This is a genomic window from Vibrio sp. 378 (genome assembly GCF_033339435.1).
The window spans coordinates 1-1,791 of record NZ_JAWOUO010000054.1 but is presented as its reverse complement, the minus strand read 5'-3'; the positions used below and the strand labels follow the sequence as shown (position 1 = coordinate 1,791).

At 48.2% G+C, this 1,791-nt stretch carries 2 protein-coding genes; both read left to right on the top strand.

From position 1 onward, the window contains the following. Nucleotides 1-751 (top strand): alpha-isopropylmalate synthase regulatory domain-containing protein (locus R7Q48_RS23985; RefSeq protein ID WP_318132575.1); only part of this gene is annotated, 751 nt, incomplete at its 5' end. An 82-nt stretch (nt 752-833) separates the two neighbouring features. Continuing rightward, nucleotides 834-1,791 (top strand): 3-isopropylmalate dehydrogenase (gene leuB, locus R7Q48_RS23980; RefSeq protein WP_318132574.1); only part of this gene is annotated, 958 nt, incomplete at its 3' end.

The window sequence follows — 1,791 nt, the reverse complement described above, 5'->3', positions numbered from 1 at the left end:
CCATCGTACTAGCAAGTTGGTGAGTCAACTGTGCAACATGCCGATCCAAAGCAACAAAGCGGTCGTGGGTGCCAATGCATTCAGCCATTCTTCAGGTATCCACCAAGACGGCATGTTAAAGAACAAGAACACTTACGAGATCATGACGCCTGAGTCGATTGGTCTTAAGAACCAAGCACTTAACCTAACCAGTCGTAGCGGCCGAGCGGCGGTGAAGAGCCACATGGATTCCATGGGTTATAAAGAAGATGAGTACAACCTAGACGCACTGTACGCCGACTTCTTGAAACTGGCCGACCGTAAAGGCCAAGTGTTTGATTACGATTTGGAAGCGCTAATGCACTTCTCCAACTTGCGTGAAGAAGATGACTTCTACAAGTTGAATTACCTAAGCGTGCAATCGGGCAGCGTGAGGGCAACCACCAGCATCAAGATGCAATGTGGTGATGCGGAAATGTGTGAAGCGGCGGTCGGTAATGGGCCTGTTGATGCGCTATACCAATGTATCTACCGCGTGACAGGTTACGAGATCGTACTAGATAAATTCGATCTAACCGCAAAAGGTGAAGGTGAGGATGGTCTAGGTCAAGCAGACATCATTGCCAACTACAAAGGTAGAAAATACCACGGTACGGGCGTTTCAACCGATATCGTAGAAGCTTCTGGTCAAGCACTATTGCATGTTATCAACAGCATCCATCGCGCAGACACCATTGCCGAGATGAAGCAGAAAAAGATTGCTACGGTATAGTCATGCTGAGCTTTATCGCTCAGAGACACACAACACGATTTCAAATAATTAAGCTCAAAAATTAGAAGATTAAAGGAATAACATGACAGACAAATCATACAAAATTGCCGTACTTCCTGGTGACGGCATCGGCCCAGAAGTGATGGCTCAAGCGCTTAAAGTTCTGGATGCTATCGAGCAAAAACATGGCATCTCATTTGAGCGCGAAGAACATGATGTTGGTGGTATCGCTATCGATAATCATGGTTGCCCACTTCCAGAAAGTACGGTAACAGCGTGTGAAGAGTCTGACGCGGTTCTATTTGGTTCGGTTGGTGGCCCTAAGTGGGAACATTTGCCACCAAACGACCAGCCAGAGCGCGGTGCATTGCTGCCACTACGTAAGCACTTCCAACTGTTTTGTAACCTTCGTCCAGCGCAAATCCACGCTGGTCTAGAAGCTTTCTCACCGCTACGTGCAGACATCTCAGGTCGCGGCTTTGATATTGTCGTCGTACGCGAATTAACTGGTGGCATCTACTTCGGCCAACCGAAAGGCCGTGAGGGTGAAGGCGCTAACGAAAAAGCGTTTGATACCGAGGTGTACCACCGCTACGAAATCGAACGTATTGCAAAAATCGCGTTTGAATCTGCTCGTCTACGTCGTAAGAAAGTGTGCTCAATTGACAAAGCAAACGTTCTGCAGAGTTCTATCTTATGGCGTGAAGTTGTGGAAGAGATTGCCAAAGACTACCCAGATGTCGAGTTGTCTCACATGTACATCGACAACGCGACCATGCAGTTAATCAAAGACCCAGCCCAGTTTGACGTCATGTTATGTTCAAACATCTTTGGCGACATCATCTCTGATGAGTGTGCAATGATCACGGGCTCCATGGGCATGTTGCCTTCAGCAAGTCTTAACGAAAGCAAGTTCGGCCTATACGAGCCTGCCGGTGGCAGCGCACCAGATATCGCAGGCAAAAACATTGCTAACCCAGTTGCGCAGATCCTTTCTGCAGCACTGATGCTGCGTTACAGCCTTGGCGAAGAAGCCGCGG